General features: G+C 68.2%; 16 protein-coding genes. All 16 read left to right on the forward strand.

The window, feature by feature from the left end; translation table 11 throughout:
• Positions 1-238: 238 nt before the first annotated feature.
• Positions 239-2,863 (forward strand): alanine--tRNA ligase, encoded by a 2,625-nt coding sequence (gene alaS, locus ACCC97_RS11515; protein ID WP_413332876.1) that lies wholly within the window; start codon positions 239-241, stop codon positions 2,861-2,863.
• Positions 2,864-2,896: 33 nt separating this feature from the next.
• Entirely contained in the window at positions 2,897-3,913 is a 1,017-nt protein-coding gene (locus ACCC97_RS11520) for a 2-dehydropantoate 2-reductase (protein WP_007834747.1), read from the forward strand.
• Between the two features lie 53 nt (positions 3,914-3,966).
• A complete protein-coding gene (locus ACCC97_RS11525; RefSeq protein ID WP_413332878.1) occupies positions 3,967-5,226 on the forward strand; it encodes a D-amino acid dehydrogenase in 1,260 nt (419 codons plus the stop codon).
• A 181-nt stretch (positions 5,227-5,407) separates the two neighbouring features.
• Entirely contained in the window at positions 5,408-6,391 is a 984-nt protein-coding gene (locus ACCC97_RS11530) for a Bug family tripartite tricarboxylate transporter substrate binding protein (protein ID WP_007834751.1), read from the forward strand.
• 12 nt (positions 6,392-6,403) lie between these two features.
• Entirely contained in the window at positions 6,404-7,219 is an 816-nt protein-coding gene (locus ACCC97_RS11535) for an SDR family oxidoreductase (RefSeq protein WP_007834753.1), read from the forward strand.
• A gap of 30 nt (positions 7,220-7,249) precedes the next feature.
• Entirely contained in the window at positions 7,250-7,795 is a 546-nt protein-coding gene (locus ACCC97_RS11540; RefSeq protein ID WP_007834755.1) for a cupin domain-containing protein, read from the forward strand.
• Between the two features lie 11 nt (positions 7,796-7,806).
• The gene (locus ACCC97_RS11545) at positions 7,807-8,658 is read left to right on the forward strand and encodes an alpha/beta fold hydrolase (RefSeq protein ID WP_413332881.1); all 852 of its coding nucleotides are present in this window, start codon (positions 7,807-7,809) and stop codon (positions 8,656-8,658) included.
• 41 nt (positions 8,659-8,699) lie between these two features.
• The gene (locus tag ACCC97_RS11550; protein WP_007834759.1) at positions 8,700-9,536 is read left to right on the forward strand and encodes an IclR family transcriptional regulator; all 837 of its coding nucleotides are present in this window, start codon (positions 8,700-8,702) and stop codon (positions 9,534-9,536) included.
• A gap of 5 nt (positions 9,537-9,541) precedes the next feature.
• Complete coding sequence (locus tag ACCC97_RS11555) at positions 9,542-10,375, forward strand: SDR family oxidoreductase (protein ID WP_042673604.1); 834 nt, start codon at positions 9,542-9,544, stop codon at positions 10,373-10,375.
• A complete protein-coding gene (locus ACCC97_RS11560) occupies positions 10,368-12,065 on the forward strand; it encodes a thiamine pyrophosphate-binding protein (protein WP_413332883.1) in 1,698 nt (565 codons plus the stop codon). Before ACCC97_RS11555 ends, ACCC97_RS11560 begins: the two co-directional genes overlap by 8 nt.
• Before the next feature lie 14 nt (positions 12,066-12,079).
• Positions 12,080-12,877, forward strand: a complete 798-nt coding sequence (locus ACCC97_RS11565) for an aspartate dehydrogenase (protein WP_413332885.1) — start codon at positions 12,080-12,082, stop codon at positions 12,875-12,877.
• Between the two features lie 8 nt (positions 12,878-12,885).
• A complete protein-coding gene (locus ACCC97_RS11570; RefSeq protein ID WP_413332887.1) occupies positions 12,886-14,364 on the forward strand; it encodes an aldehyde dehydrogenase in 1,479 nt (492 codons plus the stop codon).
• Positions 14,361-15,332, forward strand: coding sequence for a VOC family protein (locus ACCC97_RS11575; RefSeq protein WP_413332889.1), 972 nt, complete (start codon positions 14,361-14,363; stop codon positions 15,330-15,332). Before ACCC97_RS11570 ends, ACCC97_RS11575 begins: the two co-directional genes overlap by 4 nt.
• A 130-nt stretch (positions 15,333-15,462) precedes the next feature.
• Positions 15,463-16,407 carry a Bug family tripartite tricarboxylate transporter substrate binding protein gene (locus tag ACCC97_RS11580; RefSeq protein WP_413312054.1) on the forward strand — a complete coding sequence of 315 codons (945 nt, stop codon included), beginning with the start codon at positions 15,463-15,465 and terminating at the stop codon, positions 16,405-16,407.
• Between the two features lie 31 nt (positions 16,408-16,438).
• Positions 16,439-17,602, forward strand: coding sequence for an FAD-dependent monooxygenase (locus ACCC97_RS11585; protein ID WP_413312053.1), 1,164 nt, complete (start codon positions 16,439-16,441; stop codon positions 17,600-17,602).
• A gap of 31 nt (positions 17,603-17,633) precedes the next feature.
• Entirely contained in the window at positions 17,634-17,855 is a 222-nt protein-coding gene (locus tag ACCC97_RS11590) for a recombinase-like helix-turn-helix domain-containing protein (protein ID WP_007834985.1), read from the forward strand.
• The last annotated feature ends 28 nt before the right edge of the window (positions 17,856-17,883 follow it).

The following is a 17,883-nucleotide window of genomic DNA, read 5'->3' on the forward strand; positions in this document are numbered from 1 at the left end:
TGATCTTGTGTCCGTACAAGTACGGATGGCGCCGGCCGTATTTGGTTCTCTTCTTTTGCGCCAAGTCACATATTAGCCGTGGCCTCCGGATCGTGCAGCTTGCGAGGCGGCGCGGGCGCATGGCCAAACCTATAATCGTTTGTTCAAGCAAATCAAGCAGTTAGGCCGGTTCGCCGCAGTGGGTTCGACATGAGGGTCGCCATCGCCGCGCCGCCCTCGACAGAAGACGAATCCAAAGATGAGCCAGCCCACATTCACGGTCGCGGACATCCGCAAGACCTTTCTCGATTTCTTCGCCTCCAAGGGCCATACGGTGGTGGCCTCGAGCTCGCTGGTGCCGGGCAACGACCCGACCCTCATGTTCACCAACTCAGGCATGGTCCAGTTCAAGGACGTGTTCCTGGGCGAAGACAAGCGCAACTACGTGCGCGCCGCCTCGGTCCAGGCCTGCCTGCGCGCCGGCGGCAAGCACAACGACCTCGAGAACGTGGGCTATACCGCGCGCCACCACACCTTCTTCGAGATGCTGGGCAACTGGAGCTTCGGCGACTACTTCAAGCGCGAATCGCTCAAGTGGGCCTTCGAGCTGCTGACCGAGGTCTACAAGCTGCCGGCCGAGAAGCTCTGGGCCACCGTCTACATCGAAGACGACGAGGCCTACGACATCTGGACCAAGGAAATCGGCCTGCCGCCCGAGCGCGTGGTGCGCATCGGCGACAACAAGGGCGGCCGCTACATGTCCGACAACTTCTGGATGATGGCCGACACCGGTCCGTGCGGCCCGTGCTCCGAGATCTTCTTCGACCACGGCCCCGAGATCCCCGGCGGCCCGCCCGGCTCGCCCGACGAAGACGGCGACCGCTACATCGAGATCTGGAACAACGTGTTCATGCAGTTCGACATGCAGCCCGGCGGCTCGGTCAAGAAACTGCCCGCACCCTGCGTCGACACCGGCATGGGCCTGGAACGGCTGGCCGCGATCCTGCAGCACGTGCACAGCAACTACGAGATCGACATCTTCGACGCGCTCATCAAGGCGGCCGGCCGCGAGACCGGCACGCAGGACCTCGCGAACAACTCGCTCAAGGTGATTGCCGACCACATCCGCGCCACCTCGTTCCTGGTGGCCGACGGCGTGATCCCGTCGAACGAAGGCCGCGGCTACGTGCAGCGCCGCATCATTCGCCGTGCCATTCGCCACGGCTACAAGCTGGGCCAGAAGAAGCCCTTCTTCCACAAGCTGGTGCCCGACCTCGTGAAGCTCATGGGCGATGCGTACCCCAAGCTGGTGGCCGATGAGAAGCGCATCACCGATACGTTGAAGGCCGAGGAAGAGCGCTTCTTCGAGACGCTGGCCAACGGCATGGAAATCCTCGACGCGGCGCTGGCCGGTGGTGCCAAGGTGCTGCCGGGCGAAGTCGCCTTCAAGCTGCACGACACCTATGGCTTCCCGCTCGACCTGTCGGCCGACGTGTGCCGCGAGCGTGGCGTGAGCGTCGACGAGGCCGGCTTCAACGCCGCCATGGAAAAGCAGAAGGCTGCGGGCCGCGCCGCCGGCAAGTTCAAGATGGACCGCAACGTCGAATACGCCGGTGCGGGCAACACCTTCACCGGCTACGACCACCTCGAAGAAAACGCCAAGGTCGTGGCGCTGTACTTCGAAGGCGCTGCCGTTCAGGAACTGAAGGAAGGCCAACCCGGCATCGTGGTGCTCGACACCACGCCTTTCTATTCCGAGAGCGGCGGCCAGGTCGGCGACCAGGGCGTGCTCGTTGCCGAAGGCGTGCAGTTCGGCGTGGAAGACACGCAGAAGATCAAGGCCGACGTGTTCGGCCACCACGGCACCCAGACGCAGGGCACGCTGAAGGTCGGCGACGCGGTCAAGGCCGCGGTCGACACCGCCCGCCGCGCCGCCACCATGCGCAACCACAGCGTCACCCACTTGATGCACAAGGCCCTGCGCGAAGTGCTGGGCGACCATGTGCAGCAGAAGGGCTCGCTGGTCGATGCCGACAAAACGCGCTTCGACTTCGCGCACAACGCGCCCGTCTCGCACGACCAGATCGTCGAGATCGAGAAGCGCGTCAACGCCGAGATCCTCGCCAACGCGCCGACCCAGGCCCGCGTGATGGACATGGAGTCGGCCCAGAAAACCGGCGCCATGATGCTGTTCGGCGAGAAGTACGGCGAGACCGTGCGCGTGCTCGACATCGGTACGAGCCGCGAACTCTGTGGCGGCACCCACGTGGGCCGCACGGGCGACATCGGCCTCTTCAAGATCGTCAGCGAAGGCGGCGTGGCCGCCGGCGTGCGGCGCATCGAGGCCGTTACGGGTGCCAACGCGCTCACCTACCTGCAGGACCTCGAATCGACCGTGCACAGCGTGGCCGCCACGCTCAAGTCGCCGGCCGCCGAGCTGCAGGGCCGGCTTACGCAGGTGCTGGAACAGGTGAGGGCGCTCGAGCGCGAAGTGGGGGCGCTCAAGGGCAAGCTCGCGTCGTCGAAGGGCGACGAGCTCGTCTCGCAGGCCGTGGACGTCAACGGCATCAAGGTGCTCGCGGCCAAGCTCGACGGCGCCGACGCCAAGACGCTGCGCGACACCATGGACAAGCTCAAGGACAAGCTCAAGACCGCCGCCATCGTGCTGGCCGCCGTCGACGGTGACAAGGTGCAGATCGCGGCCGGCGTCACGGCCGACAGCGTGGGCAAGGTCAAGGCCGGCGAGCTGGTCAACTTCGTGGCCCAGCAGGTCGGCGGCAAGGGCGGCGGCAAGGCCGACATGGCCATGGCCGGCGGCACCAACGCGGCGGGCCTTGCGGCCGCGCTGCAGTCGGTGCAGGCCTGGGTTGCGGAACGCGCCTGACCATCCACCCGTCTCGACCCGCACAAGCACTTCATGCCAGACGCAATCCCCGGTGAAGTGCTCGTGATGGGGGCGGGCACCATCGGGTGCTTCATCGGCGGCAGCCTTGCAGCGGCCGGCGTGCCCGTCACTTTCGTCGGACGTCCGCGCATGCTGGACAAGCTCGCGGCGCATGGCCTGACGCTCACCGACATCGACGGGGCGACGCGCAGGCTGCCTGCCGAGAAATTGCGGCTGTGCGACCAGGTCCCGGTGGGTGCGCGGCCTTCGCTGGTGCTGCTGTGCGTGAAGAGCGGCGCCACTGCCGCGGCGGCCGGCGAGCTGGCTTTTGCATTGCCCGCGGGCACCACGGTGGTCTCGCTGCAGAACGGCATCTCCAATTCCGCGGCCGCATCGCAGACCGGCCCCTCGCTGAATGTGCGGGCCGGCATGGTGCCGTATAACGTGGCCGAGATCGGCCCCGGCGCCTTCCATCGCGGCACCGCTGGCCGGCTGGCCGCGGAAGACGATGCGGCGCTGCGACCCTGGCTGCCCGTGTTCGAGCGCGCCGGCGTGCCGCTCGACCTGCATGCCGACCTGCTGCCCGTGCAGTGGGGCAAGCTGATGCTCAACCTCAACAATTCGGTCAACGCGCTCTCGGGCCTGCCGCTGCGCGAAGAGCTGATGCTGCGCGGCTATCGCCGCTGCTTCGCGTCGCTGATCGAGGAGGCGTTGGACATCCTCAAGGTCGCGGGCATTGCACCGGCGCAGGTCGCTGCCGTTCCGGCGCACCGGCTGGTCAACCTGCTGCGCCTGCCCGACTGGCTGTTTCGCATCGTTGCGGCGCGCATGCTGCGCATCGATGCCAAGGCCCGCTCCAGCATGGCCGACGACTTGGCGCTGGGCCGCCGCACCGAGATCGACTCGCTCAGCGGCGAGGTCGTGCGCCTCGCGCAGGAGCACGGCCTGAGCGCGCCGCGCAATGCGCGCATGGTCTCGCTGCTCGAGGCCTGGCCGCAGAGCCCCAAGCGCTGGACGGCACGGCAATTGCAGGATGCGCTCGGCCTGTAGCGCTTAGCCTGTACCCTCGGCTGCGTTGCAGCAGCTTTCAAGGGGTTGTTCTCATGCAGGTCCTGATTCTCGGCAGCGGTGTCATTGGCACCTCGATGGCTTACTACCTGGCGCGTGCCGGGCACGAGGTGACGGTGTTGGAGCGCCAGCCGGCGCCCGCGCTCGAAACCAGCTTCGGCAACGCGGGCGAAGTCTCGCCCGGCTACTCGGCGCCGTGGGCCGGGCCAGGCGTGCCGGTCAAGGCCATCAAGTGGATGCTGATGCAGCACAGCCCGCTGGTCATCAAGCCGATGCTCGATCCGGCCATGTGGCGCTGGGGCCTTGCGATGCTGCGCAACTGCACGCAGGCGCGCTACGAGGTCAACAAGGGCCGCATGGTGCGGCTCGCCGAGTACAGCCGCGATTGCCTGAAGGCCCTGCGCGCCGACACCGGCATCGCCTACGACGAGCGCATGCAGGGCACGCTGCAGTTGTTCCGCACGCAGCACCAACTCGACGGCACCTCGAAAGACGTCGAAGTGCTCAAGGCCTCCGGCGTGCCCTACCAGGTGCTCGACCGTGAAGGCTGCGTGCAGTACGAGCCCGCGCTTGCATCGGTGAAGGACAAGTTCGTGGGCGGCCTGCGCCTGCCCGGCGACGAGACCGGCGATTGCTTCAAGTTCACGCAGGCACTCGCCAAGCTGGCGGAAGCCGAGGGTGTGAAGTTCAGGTTCGGCGTGAACATCCAGGCCCTCGAGCACGATGCAGTCAAGGGCGTGACGGCTGTGCGCACCGATGCCGGCAGCTTCACCGCCGAGCGCTACGTGGTCGCGCTCGGCAGCTACTCGCCCGCGCTGGTCAGGCCGCTGGGCATTCGCCTGCCGGTGTATCCGGTCAAGGGCTTCTCGATCACCGTGCCCATCTCCGATGCCGGCGGCGCGCCCGAGTCGACCGTAATGGACGAGACCTTCAAGGTGGCCGTCACGCGGCTTGGCAACCGCATCCGCGTGGGCGGCACCGCGCAGCTCTCGGGCTTCGACCTGCGCCTGGACGCGCGTCGGCGTGACACGCTCGAACACGTCGTGACCGACCTGTTCCCCAGGGGCGGCAACGTGCGCGACGCCTCCTTCTGGACCGGCCTGCGCCCCATGACGCCCGACGGCACGCCGGTGATCGGCGCCACCCGCATTCCCAACCTGATGCTGAGCACCGGCCACGGCACCCTTGGCTGGACCATGGCGGCCGGCACCGGCCGCGTGATGGCCGACCTGATCGCGGGCCGGGCGCCCGAGATCGACATGGAAGGTCTCACCGTGGCGCGCTACGGCGGCTGAAGCGGCAACCGCGCTTTCCAATCCCGCAGGGCGGCCCGCAAAGGCCGCCCTGTTTTCGTTGTGTCACAGAGATCAGGGTTTGTACTTAGTCATGAAGTTGTCTTCCTCGGTATTCTTGGTGGCGTTCCATTAATAAATCGTTGTTTCGTTAGTGAAACAAAACCACGATCCAAAGAACCCGATGAAACACACACGCCGCCATGCCTTTGCCGCTGCCATTTCCCTGGCGGCCGCTTGCGCCACCGGACTCGCCTGGGCAGAAAGCTACCCGAGCAAGCCGATCACCCTGGTCGTTGCCTATCCGGCCGGTGGCGACACCGACGCATTGGCGCGGCTTTTCGCCGAAAAGCTGTCGACGCGCGTCGGCCAGCCCGTGGTGGTCGACAACCGCCCCGGCGCCAGCGGCATCATCGGCAGCGCCTACGTGTCCAAGGCCGCGCCCGACGGGTACACGCTGCTGCTAGCGCCCAGCACCTTCTCGATCGCGCAGCTGGTGCTGAAGACAAACGGCTCCGCGGGCTACGACGTGCTGAACGGCTTCACGCCGATCGTGCAGACGGGCAGCCAGCCGCTGTTTCTCGTGGCCGCCGGCAGCAGCGGCTTCGCGAGCGTGAAGGATGCGGTGGCCGCTGCGAAGGACGGCAAGTCGCTGAGCTATGCGAGCCCGGGCAGCGGCTCGCCGATGCACATCCTCGGCGAGATGTTCGCCCGCACTTCGGGCGCGAGCCTCTCGCACGTGCCCTACAAGGGCGTGGCACCCGCCATCAACGATGTGCTCGGCGGCCACGTGCCGGTCACCTTCATCACGCTGGGCCCGGTGGCGCCGTACATCCCCAACGGCAAGCTGCGCCCGCTGGCAGTGGCCTCGGCCCAGCGCTCGCCGCTCGCGCCCAACGTGCCGACGCTGGCGGAGATGGGCTACAAGGACGTCGAGGTCACGGCCTGGAACGGCCTGTGGGGCCCGCGCAACCTGCCGCCCGAGATCGTGAAGATGCTCAACGGCCACTTCAACGAGATCCTCAGGATGCCCGACATTGCAGCACGCATGGCGGTGCTCGGCACCACGCCCGTGGGCGGCGAGGCCGGCGTGCTCGGCAAGACCAACGCCGCCGACTACACGCGCTTCGGCAAGGTCATCAAGGAGCTCGGCATCCAGGCCGACTGAACCACGCATCCCATGTCCGAACTCAAAGCCATTCCCGATCCTTCGAGCCTGCAGGCACTGCTGGCCGAACTGCCCGCCAACCTGCTGGCGGGTCGCCGCATCCTCGTGACCGGCGGCGCGCGCGGCCTCGGGCTTGCCTTCGCGCAGTGCATCGCCGCGGCAGGCGCGAGCGTGGTGCTGGCCGACATCCTGGGCGAGCTGGCCGACACCGAAGCGCAGGCGCTGCGCAAAGCGGGCCGCATCGCCCACGCGCTGCCGGTCGACCTGTCGAATCCGGGCTCCATCGTGGCCTGCGCCACCGAAGCTGTTCGACTGCTCGGCGGCCTCGACGGCCTCGTGAACAACGCCGCCATCACCAACTCGGGCGGGCGCGACGCACACCAGCTCGAGATCGACATGTGGGACCGCGTGATGGACGTCAACGTGCGAGGCAGCTGGCTCATGGGCCGCGCCTGCCGGCCCGCACTGGCCGAAAGCGGCCGCGGCGCCATCGTCAACCTCGCGTCCGACACCGCGCTGTGGGGCGCGCCCAACCTGCTGGCCTATGCGTCGAGCAAGGGCGCCGTCATTGCCATGACCCGTTCGCTGGCACGCGAATGGGGCGGCGACAACATCACCGTCAACGCCGTGGCGCCCGGCCTCACGCTGGTCGAGGCGACCGAGTACGTGCCGATGGCGCGCCACCAGAAATACCTCGAAGGCCGCGCCATCCCGCGCGAGCAGCAGGCCGCCGACGTGTGCGGCGCGACCCTGTTCCTGCTCTCCGGCCTCTCGCGCTTCGTGACCGGCCAACTGCTTGCCGTCAACGGCGGCTTTGCGATGCACTGAACGAATTTTTCCGACCAAGGAGTACACCTGATGAGCGATCTGTCCGAACAGCAAAAGATCACCGATGGCAACAGCAGCCTGGCGCAGCCCGAAGGCGCGAGCCTCGCGGAGTGGATGAACACCCGCATCGCACGCTACGAAACCCGCAAGTACGACTGGGATGCGCTGAAGTTCCAGGCCGACTTCGACCCCAAGTTCCGCCGCGCCCAGATGCGCTACGTGGGCACGGGCGGCACCGGCGTTGCGAAGGACGTCAACACCGTGCCCGCCGAGCACTTCACCTTCTCGACCATGGTGATCCCCGCCGGCCACGAAGGACCGCCGCACCTGCACACCGACGTGGAAGAAGTGTTCTTCCTGATCCGCGGCAAGCTCAAGGTGGTGATCGAGAAAGACGGCGAGCGCTTCGAGACCATCATGACCGACCGCGACCTGATCTCGGTGCCGCCCGGCGTGTACCGCGAGGAGATCAACATCGGCGACGAAGACGCGCTGATGTGCGTGATGCTCGGCGCGAAGAAGCCGGTCACGCCGACGTACCCTGCCGATCACCCGCTGGCCAAGATCAAGCGCTGAGCGAGCCGGCCATGAACGACGCCATCGCTTCCGACCTGCCGGCCTCCGAGCTGGCCCGGCTCGACGCCCGCTTTCCGGCCCGCCATGTGGGCGTGGGCGGCGGTGCCGTCGTGTCGGTGCGCGAATGCGGTCAGGGCCCGGTGGTCGTGTGCCTGCACGGCATCGGCTCGGGTGCGGCGTCGTGGCTCGACACCGCCGCGCTGCTGGCGTCGCAGGCCCGCCTGATCGCGTGGGACGCGCCGGGCTACGGCGAATCGACGCCGCTCGAAGCCACCGCACCGACTGCCGCCGACTACGCGGCGCGGCTGGGCGCCTTGCTGGACGCACTCGCCATCGATTCGTGCGTACTCGTCGGCCATTCGCTGGGCGCGATCACCGCCGCCTCGGCCGCACGCACCGATTCGCGCATCCGCCGCCTCGTGCTCGTCAGCCCCGCCATCGGCTACGGCGCGCCGTCCCGCGCGGAAGCCCGCGCCAAGGTCCGCACCGAACGCCTCGCCACACTCGACGAACTCGGCATCGCCGGCATGGCCGCGAAGCGTGCGGGCCGGCTCGTGTCCGACAAGGCGAGCGACCATGCCCGCCGGTGGGTGCTCTGGAACATGGCCCGCCTCAACGACCATGGCTACCGCCAGGCCGTCGAGCTGCTGTGCAACGCCGACCTGCTGGCCGACCTGCCGCCGCCGATGCCGGTGCGCGTGGCCTGCGGCGCGCTCGACGTGGTCACGCCGCCGGCGTCGTGCGCCGAGGTCGCGCGCCAGTGCGGCGTGACGCTCGAATTGTTGGACGATGCGGGGCACGCCGGCTATGTGGAGCAACCGCAGGCCGTTGCCACGCTGCTGCGCGAATCGCTCGCCGGTTGACCGCAATACACACAGACAAGAAATTCAAGGAAAGAACAGGCATGGCCACCAACGACAACGAAGCGATGGAAGAGGGCGCCGACCGCTACAACGTGCCGGCGCTGGAGCGCGGCCTGCGCCTGCTGTGCGAGTTCAGCCGCGAGAGCCGCACGCTCTCCGCCCCCGAACTGGCCCGCCGCTTCGACCTGCCGCGCTCGACCGTGTTCCGCCTGCTCACCACGCTGGAGAACATGGGCTTTCTGGAACGCGCCGAGGGCGGGCGCGACTATCGCCTGGGCCTGGCCGTGCTGCGCCTGGGCTTCGAATACCTCGCGTCGCTGGAACTCACGCAACTCGGCACGCCGCTGCTCAACCGCCTGTGCGACGAACTGCGCACGCCCTGCAACCTGGTGGTGCGCGACGGCCGCTCCATCGTCTACGTGGCCAAGGTCGCGCCGCCTACGCCTTTCGCCAGCTCGGTGACGGTGGGCACGCGGCTGCCGGCCCATGCCACGGTGCTCGGCCGCATCCTGCTCGAAGACCTCACGCTGCCGCAGCTGCGCGCGCTCTACCCCGAGGACAAGCTCGAAACCTTCTCGCCGAGCACGCCCAAGACCGTGAACGAACTCTTCGACATGGTGCAGGCCGACCGCCAGCGCGGCTATGTGCTGGGCGAGGGCTTCTTCGAATCGAACATCTCCAGCATCGCCGCGCCGGTGCGCGACCACAGCGGCCACATCGTGGCGGCGCTGGGAGCCACCGTCACCTCGGACCACATCGACGAGAGCCGCATGGACGAGATGGTGCTGCGCGTGCGCGGCACGGCCGACGAGATCTCGGGCCTGCTGAACTATTCGCCCGCGCGCGCTGCAAAAGTGGTGCCGCTTCGCAGCGCATGACGATCATGAAGACGCATTCTTCTTCCCTCCTTGCCGCCGACGCATTGGCCGGGCGCGTGGCCGTGGTCACGGGCGGCTCGTCGGGCATCGGCCTCGCGACCGTCGAGCTGCTGCTCGGCTGCGGTGCGGCCGTTGCGCTGTGTGGCCGCAATGCCGAACGGCTCGACGCGGCCGTGGCTGGCCTGCGCAAGCAGCACCCGGATGCGAAGCTCTTCGCGCAGGCCTGCGACGTGCTCGACGCCAAATCGGTCAAGGCATTTGCCGCCGCCAGCGAAGCCGCGCTCGGGCCGGCCTCGATGCTCGTCAACAACGCAGGGCAGGGCCGCGTCTCCACCTTCGCCGACACCGACGATGCGGCCTGGACCGAAGAGCTCAACCTGAAGTTCTTCTCCGTCATCAATCCCACGCGTGCCTTCCTGCCGCAGCTCGAGGCGCAGCGCGCGGTGCTGGGCGACGCCTCCATCGTCTGCGCGAACTCGCTGCTCGCGCGCCAGCCCGAGCCGCACATGGTCGCGACCTCGGCCGCGCGCGCCGGCCTGCTGAACCTCGTGCGCTCGATGGCCACCGAGTTCGCGCCGCAGGGCGTGCGCGTCAACGGCATCCTGATCGGCCTCGTCGAGTCCGGCCAGTGGCGCCGCCGCTTCGAGGCGCGCGAAGACAGGTCGCAGGACTGGGCCGCCTGGAGCGGCCAACTCGCGAAGAACAAACACATCCCGCTGGGTCGCCTGGGGCTTCCGACCGAAGCCGCGCGCGCGATCCTTTTTCTTGCTTCGCCCCTCGCGTCGTACACGACGGGCAGCCACATCGACATTTCCGGAGGCCTTTCGCGCCATGCATAACCCCAACAAAACCGTCACGGTCGGCGCAGTCGTTGCCGCCTTCCTCGAGCAGTGCGGCGTCAAGGCTGCCTTTGGCGTGATCTCGATCCACAACATGCCGATCCTCGATGCCTTCGCGCAGCGCAGCACGATCCGCTTCATCTCGGCGCGGGGCGAGGCGGGCGCGGGCAACATGGCCGATGCCTATGCGCGCTCCACCGCCAGCCTGGGCGTGTGCATCACCAGCACGGGCCCGGCCGCGGGCAACATCGCGGGCAGCATGGTCGAGGCACTGACGGCAGGTGCGCCGCTCCTGCACATCACCGGGCAGATCGAGACGCCGTACCTGGACAAGGGCATGTCGTACATCCACGAGGCGCCCGACCAGCTCACCATGCTCAAGGCCGTGTCGAAGGCCGCGCTGCGTGTGCGCAGCGTCGAGACGGTGCTCGGCACGCTCAAGCGCGCGGTGCAGCTTGCGCTGACCGCACCCACCGGTCCGGTCAGCGTGGAGATTCCGATCGACATCCAGTCGGCGCTGACGACCATGCCGGCCGACCTGTCGCCGCTGCCCATCGAGCGGCCGGTGCCCTCGGCCGCCGCGCTCGACGCGCTGGCCGCGCGCCTCGTCGTTGCCAAGCGCCCGATGCTGTGGGTCGGCGGCGGTGCACGCCACGCCCGCGCCGCCATCCAGCGCCTGCAGAAGCTGGGCTTCGGCGTCGTCACCACGACGCAGGGCCGCGGCACCGTACCCGAGGACGATGCCGGCTCGCTCGGCGCCTACAACATCCAGAAGCCGGTCGAGGCCCTCTACCAGACCTGCGATGCGATGCTCGTGGTCGGTTCGCGCCTGCGCGGCAATGAGACGCTGAAGTACGAACTGAAGCTGCCGCATCCGCTGTACCGCATCGACGCCGATGCCGCCGCCGAGGGCCGCTGCTACGCGTCCGAGGCCTTCGTCTGCGGCGATTCCGCGCTGGCCCTCGACGGCCTGGCCGACCGCCTCGAAGCCGCCAAGTACAAGGCCGACCCGCAGCTGCTGGTCGACCTGCGCACCGCGCACGACCAGGCGGTCGCCACGCTGCGCGACGGCCTCGGCCCGTACGCCGAACTCGTGCGCCAGATCCAATCGGTGGCCGGCCGCAAGTTCAACTGGGTGCGCGACGTCACCGTTTCCAACAGCACCTGGGGCAACCGCGAACTGCGCGTCTTCGAACCCAGCGCCGGCGTGCATGCCACGGGCGGCGGCATCGGCCAGGGGATGCCCATGGCCATCGGCGCGGCCATCGGCGCGGCGGTGACGGGCTCGGGCCGCAAGACCTTCTGCCTGGCCGGCGACGGCGGCTTCATCCTGAACCTGGGCGAACTGGCCTGCATGGTGCAGGAGAAGGCGCCCATGGTGATCGTGCTCATGAACGACAAGAGCTACGGCGTCATCAAGAACATCCAGGACGCCCAGTACGGCGGCCGCCAGTGCTATGCCGAGCTGCACACGCCCGACTACGACCTGCTGTGCAAGTCGATCGCGCTGCCGCACGCGCGCGTGCAGGACCTTGCCGATCTGCCGGCCCGCCTGGACGAGGCGCTGGCCGCCAACGGCCCGTTCCTGCTGGAGATCGACATGCTGTCGATCGGCGGTTTCAAGACCACCTTCGCCGGCCCGCCGACCAACACGGTCACGCAGATTCCTGCGCTCGGCGCGGCCAAGTGAGCGGAGCCTTTCCCATGCCCGCCATCACGCGCATTGCACTCATCGGTTGCGGAGCCATCGGCACCTCGGTGCTCGAACTGCTCCGGGGCGATCCGGCCCTCGAGGTTGTGGCCATCGTCGTGCCCGCGGAGGGCGTCGCCGCCGCGCAGAAGGCCGCGCCCGACGCACAGGTGGGCAGCGCCGTGCCCGCCGCCGGCATCGACCTCGTGGTCGAGACGGCCGGCCATGCCGCCATCGAAGAGCACGTGCTGCCTGCGCTGGCACGCGGCACGCCCTGCGTGGTGGCGTCTGTGGGCGCGCTGTCGGCCACAGGCTTCGCCGAGAAGCTCGAGGCCGCCGCCATTGCCGGCAACACGCAGGTGCAGCTGATTCCCGGTGCCATCGGCGCCATCGACGCGCTCGCCGCGGCCCGCATCGGCGGCCTCGACAGCGTGCGCTACACCGGCCGCAAGCCGCCGCAGGCCTGGAAGGGCACGCCGGCCGAGCAGGGCCGCGACCTCGACAGGCTGGCGCAGGAAACCGTGATCTTCGAAGGTAGTGCGCGCGAAGCGGCCCTGCTGTTTCCGAAGAACGCCAACGTCGCGGCCACCGTCTCGCTCGCGGGGCTCGGCCTGGACAAGACGCTGGTGCGCCTCATTGCGGACCCTGCCACCACCGAGAACGTGCACACCGTCGAAGCCGAAGGCGCCTTCGGCAGCTTCGAGCTGACCATGCGCAACAAGCCGCTCGCGGCCAATCCCAAGACCTCGGCGCTGACCGTGTACAGCGCCGTGCGCGCGCTGCGCAACCGCGTTGCCGCGCTCTCCATCTGAGTCACCCCATGATTTCCTCAGAACTTCTCCCGATCTGCATCGCCGGCGAATGGCGCCTGGGCGGCGGCGACGTGTACGAGAGCCTTTATCCGGCCACCGGCGAACCCATCGCACGCCTGAAGGCCGCGAGCCTCGCCGATGTCGAGGAGGCCATCACCCGTGCCGACAACGCGTTCCGCACCAGTGGCTGGGCCCAGCGCCTGCCGCACGAGCGCGCCGCCGTGCTGCACCGCGTGGCGCAGCTGATCCGCGAAGAGGGCGAGTCGCTCGCGCAGAAGCAGCGCCTGGACAACGGCAAGCCGATCATTGAAACGCGCAACCTCGTGGCCAGTGCCGCGGGCACCTTCCAGTTCTTCGCGGCAGCGCTCGAGACGCTGGAAGAAACCATCACCCCTTCGCGCGGCGCCTTCGTCACGATGAGCGTGCACGAGCCGATGGGTGTGGTTGCGGCCATCACGCCGTGGAACTCGCCCATTGCGAGCGAAGCCCAGAAGCTCGCGCCCGCGCTCGCAGCCGGCAACGCGGTGGTCGTGAAGCCCGCCGAAGTCACGCCGCTGATGGCGCTGGAGCTGGCGCGCATCTGCGAGCAGGCCGGCGTGCCGAAAGGCATCGTGAGCGTGCTGCCGGGCAGGGGCTCGGTCATCGGCGATGCGATCACCAAGCATCCGCTGGTCAAGCGCGTGTCGTTCACGGGTGGCACCACCACCGGCAAGCACATCGCGCACATCGCGGCCGACAAGATGATGCCGGTGTCGCTGGAGTTGGGCGGCAAGTCGCCCACCATGGTGCTCGACGACGCAGACCTCGACCATGCGGTGAGCGGCGTGCTGTACGGCATCTTCAGTTCGTCGGGCGAGTCGTGCATCGCGGGTTCGCGCCTGTTCGTGGCGCGCGGCATCTACGACGAGTTCCTCACGCGGCTGGCCGAAGGCGCCAATGCATTGCGCGTGGGCGATCCGGCCTCGGAGCGCACGCAGATGGGGCCGCTCATCACGGCGAAGCACCGCGAGGGCATCGAGCGCTATGTGGATCTGGGCGTGTCCGAAGGCGGGCGCATCCGCACCGGTGGTGTCCGGCCCCATGGCGATGTCTACGACAACGGCTACTTCTACAAGCCGACCATCATCGAGGGCCTCGACAACAGTGCGCGCATCAGCCAGGAAGAGATCTTCGGCCCGGTGCTCGTCGCGATGCCCTTCGACAACGAGGAAGAGCTGATCGCGCAGGCCAACGACAGCGTCTACGCGCTGGCCGCCGGCGTCTGGAGCCGCGACTTCAAGCGCGCCTGGAAGCTCGGCCGCGCGGTGCAGGCCGGCACGGTCTGGGTCAACACCTACAAGCAGTTCTCCGTGTCCACGCCGTTCGGCGGCTGGCGCGACAGCGGCCTGGGCCGAGAGAAGGGCCGCGAAGGCATCTTCCAGTACATGGAGCAGAAGAGCATGTACTGGGGCACGAACGAACAACCCTTGTCGTGGGCACTGACATGAGCGTACTTGGCATCGACCAGATCACCTACGGGGCGGACGACCTGCCCGCCTGCCGCCAGTTCTTCCAGGACTGGGGCCTTGCATTGAAGTCGGAGGCCGCCGACGAACTCGTCTTCGAGTGTCTCAATGGCTGCAAAGTCGTCGTTGCGGCGTTGGACAAGCCCGGCCTGCCGCCCGCGATGGAAGAGGGCCCGACGCTGCGCGAAGTGGTGTGGGGCGTGGAGAGCGACGCCGACCTGGACCGCTACGCCGCCGCCATCGCGCAGGACCCGGCTTTCACCGACAGCACCGTCGACGGCGCACGCCGCATCGGCTGCATCGACCCCAACGGCCTCGCCGTGCGCCTGCAGGTCAGCCGCAAGCATGCCGTCGACGTCGAATGCGGCGCCATGAACACCTGGAACGCCAAGCCGCGCATCAACCAGGCCGCACCCATCTACGAACGCGCGACGCCCATCGAGGTCGGCCACGTCGTGTTCTTCGTGAGCGACGTGAAGGCCACCAGCGCGTTCTATGCGCAGCGCTTCGGCTTCGTCTCGTCCGACAGCTATCCAAACCGCGGCGCCTTCATGCGCTGCGCGGCGGAGGGTGGCCACCACGACCTGTTCCTGCTGCAGATTCCTTCGGGCAAGCGCGGGCTCAACCACGTGGCCTTCACCGTGCGCGACATCCACGAGGTGTTCGGCGGCGGCCTGCATTTCTCGCGCCGCGGCTGGGAAACCCAGCTCGGCCCGGGCCGTCACCCGGTGTCTTCGGCGTACTTCTGGTACTTCAAGAACCCGGCCGGCGGATTGATCGAGTACTACGCCGACGAAGACCAGCTCACCGCCGACTGGCAGCCGCGCGAATTCGAACCCGGCCCCACGGTGTTCGCCGAATGGGCGGTCGATGGCGGCCTCGACGGCAACACGCGACGCCAGAAGAACGCGGATGGCCCCAAAGGTGCCTTTCTCACCGAGAAGAAATAGACCTATGCTCACCCCCAGTCTTCGCGCACTTCGTGTCGCTTCGCCAACCCCCTTCCAGGGGGCAACACCAGCGGCCCGGCAAAGCCGGTTCCACGGTGTTTCACGAACATGCTTCGCTGCGCTCGCAACGATGGCTTTCTGTGTTGCTGCTTTTGCCCAGAGCGATGCGCAGAAGCAGCTGTCGAGCGAGCGCTTCACCATCGTCTCGCCGTTCCCGCCCGGCGGTCCGGTCGACACGCTGGCGCGCGTTCTCTCCGACGGTCTCGCCAAGCGCTACGGCCAGGCGGCGGTGGTCGAGAACGTCGTCGGGGCGGCCGGCAACATCGGCATCGACAAGGTCAAGCGTGCGAGGGGCGACGGCCACACGCTGCTCGTGGTGCCCGCAGGCAATCTCACGATCAATCCGACGCTGATGCCGAACTTTCCGTTCGACATCGAGAAGGACTTCGTGCCCATCACCATGCTCGCCAAGGCGCCCAACGTGCTGGTGGCGTCGCCCTCGTCGGGCATCAAGAGCGCGAAGGAACTGGTGGCGCTGGCCAAGGCAAAGCCGAACACGCTGTCGTACGCCTCGCCGGGCGTGGGCAGCGGCCTGCACCTGGCGGGCGAGCTGTTCAAGCAGCAGGCCGGCATCGATCTGCTGCACGTGCCTTACAAGGGCACGGCGCCCGCGCTGAACGACGTGCTCGGCGGCTCGGTGCCGCTGATGTTCAGCAACCTGCCCGCGACCATGCCCTTCATCAAGAACGGCAAGCTCGTCGCATTGGGCGTGACCGAGGCCAAGCGCAGCGCCGCCGCACCCGACATCCCGACGCTCGCGGAGCAGGGCATCCAGGGCGTGACCGTGACCTCGTGGTACGGCCTGCTGGCGCCCAAGGGCACGCCGCCGGCCGTGGTCGAGCAGCTTGCGAAGGACGCGGCGCAGATGCTGGCCCAGCCCGATGTGCGCGAGCGCCTGAAGGTGCAGGGCATGACCGACGCGGCGATGAAGCCTTCCGAGTTCTCTGCGCTCATCCGCGACGAGACAGCCGTATGGGCCAAGATCATCAAGGCCCGCAACATCGTGGCCGAGTGAGCCGCACGCAAGAACCAAAGCGGAGACACCCATGAAGACAACAAGCGAATCCACCATCGGCATCGTCGGTGCCGGCATCGGTGGCCTGGTGGCTGCCATCGCGCTGCGGCGCGCCGGGCATGACGTGGTGGTGTTCGAGCAGGCGAAGCAGTTCGCCCGCGTCGGCGCCGACATCAACCTCACACCCAACGCCGTGCGCGCGCTCGATGGCCTCGGCGTGGGCGAGGCGGCCCGCGTGACGGCGGCGCGCCCGTCGCACCGCATCAGCCGCACCTTCGACACCGGCGAGGAAACTTCGCGCCTGGAGATGGCCGATTCGGCGGAGCAACGCTACGGCGCGCCGCAGCTCACCATCCACCGCGCCGACCTGCTGGCCGCATTGGCCGACATGTTTCCGGCCGAGTGCGTGGCCCTCGGCAAGCGCGCGGAGAAGATCGCCGCGGATGACAAGGGCGTGAGCCTCTCGTTCGCCGACGGGACCAGCGCCCGTGTCGGCGTGCTGCTCGGCGCCGACGGCATCCACTCGTGCGTGCGCACCGCCATGTTCGGTGCCGAGAGCCCGCGCTTCACCGGCATCGTCGCCTACCGCGCCGTGGTGCCGGCCGAGCGCGTGGCCGGCGTGCCGAACCTCGGCGCCTTCACCAAGTGGTGGGGCCCGACCCCGCAGAGCCAGATCGTCACGTTCCCGCTGAACCGGGGCAGGGACATCTTCATCTTCGCGACCACGCCGCAAGACACCTGGCATCTCGAATCGTGGACCGCGCCCGGCAGCGTGGATGAGCTGCGGGAGCAATACGTGGCCTACCACCCCGAGGCGCGCGCCTTGCTCGACGCCTGCGACACGGTGCTGAAGACTGCGCTGTACGAACGCGACCCGATGCCCGCCTGGGCGCAAGGCCGCATGGCGCTGCTGGGCGATGCCGCGCACCCGATGCTGCCCTTCATGGCGCAGGGCGCCGGCATGGCCATCGAAGACGCGGTGGTGCTGTCGCGTCATCTCGAAGGCGTGGCCATGGCCGACGTTCCGGCCGCGCTGAAGAGCTTCGAGACCGCCCGCATCGAGCGAGCCAGCCAGGTGCAGCTCGGTTCGCGCGGCAACAACTGGCTGCGCGAAGGCGGCAACGCCGACTGGGTCTACGGCTACGACGCCTGGACTGCACCTCTCGGCACGCCCGCGATGGCCGCCACCGCCTGATTCATTCCACCTCACTCCACGGAGGCACACGATGCAACAAGACCGCTATCTCCAACCGCACCAGGCGCGCCAGCGCCCCGCGACCACCTACGAAGACCTGCTGGGCGACGTGATCGAACGCGCCTTTGCCGACGGCATCCACGACCTTGGCGGGCTGGTGCAGCGCCTGAACGACAGCGGCCTTGCCACGCCCGGCGGCCAGCCGTGGACCGAAGCGCTGTACCGCAAGGAAATGGCCGCGCTCGGCGCCTGAGCAGAGAGACAGAGAGAGAGACATCACC

The organism is Variovorax sp. Varisp85, assembly GCF_047304045.1.
Classification (GTDB): domain Bacteria; phylum Pseudomonadota; class Gammaproteobacteria; order Burkholderiales; family Burkholderiaceae_C; genus Variovorax.